Origin of the sequence: Helicobacter cinaedi CCUG 18818 = ATCC BAA-847, assembly GCF_000155475.1 — a bacterium.
Lineage (GTDB): Bacteria > Campylobacterota > Campylobacteria > Campylobacterales > Helicobacteraceae > Helicobacter_C > Helicobacter_C cinaedi.
On sequence record NZ_DS990421.1, the window covers coordinates 1 to 873 of the forward strand.

General features: G+C 30.6%; 1 protein-coding gene. It reads left to right on the forward strand.

All coding sequences use genetic code 11. The features are described 5' to 3' along the window. Window positions 1-57: 57 nt before the first annotated feature. On the forward strand, window positions 58-873 hold an 816-nt coding region (locus HCCG_RS11390), incomplete at its 3' end, for a contractile injection system protein, VgrG/Pvc8 family (RefSeq protein ID WP_268257963.1).

Genomic DNA, 873 nt, shown 5'->3' on the forward strand with positions numbered 1-873 from the left:
GTTATAGAAGCCATACATTCTACACTCAACTTTTATACACACGATTTAATCAAACCTTTGGATTTCTCTGGGATTGCTTTACACTATCCAAAGTTAGAACTTATTTCTCAATATGAGGAGAGTGATTTAGACTTCATCACAAGATTAGCCCATAATAATGGCATATACTTTTGTGATGTGAGAGGGAGTATATGCTTTTATGATAGCGCACAAAGACACTCTAGTAGAGAGATTACTTTTAATCCTAATGTGAATAACACTTTAAATGAACCTTGTATCTCTAGTGTCTCTAAACTTCAATCTTTAAGAGCTCATACTTTTAGCCAAAGTAGCCAGAATGCTCTCAATCCTTTTTCATTAGAAAGTTTAAGTCTAAAGAGTGATTCCTTATTACAAGAAGGAGAGCAGAATAATTTCACACACTCTTTACATATAAATGAGCATCACTATAGCAATGAATCCTCCTTTACTCAAAGCAGTGATTTAAAAACTCCCATTACTTTAAAAGAAAAAAGATTAAGAGTGATTGAACAAAGTCTCAATGCACAGAGTAATATCTATGATTTAACTTTAAATGAAAGTATTACTTTAAACTTCTCCTCAAGTTTAAAAGAAAACAAAGAGAGTTTAAGAGATTTTATAATTATAGGAATGGAGCAAGAACTTATTAATGAATCTTTATTAGAGAATAACTTTAATTCTAATGATAATGCCATTAAAAAAGAGAATGCAAAACATTTAAAAGAAAGTGTTACTTCTTTAATGAATACAGAGCAGATAAACAAAGGGAATGAAAGCTTTAATCCCCTCACTCAAAATACTTCTAATGCTTTAGAATCTCTTTCTTCTCCTTCTTCTTTAGGTAAATCTCAC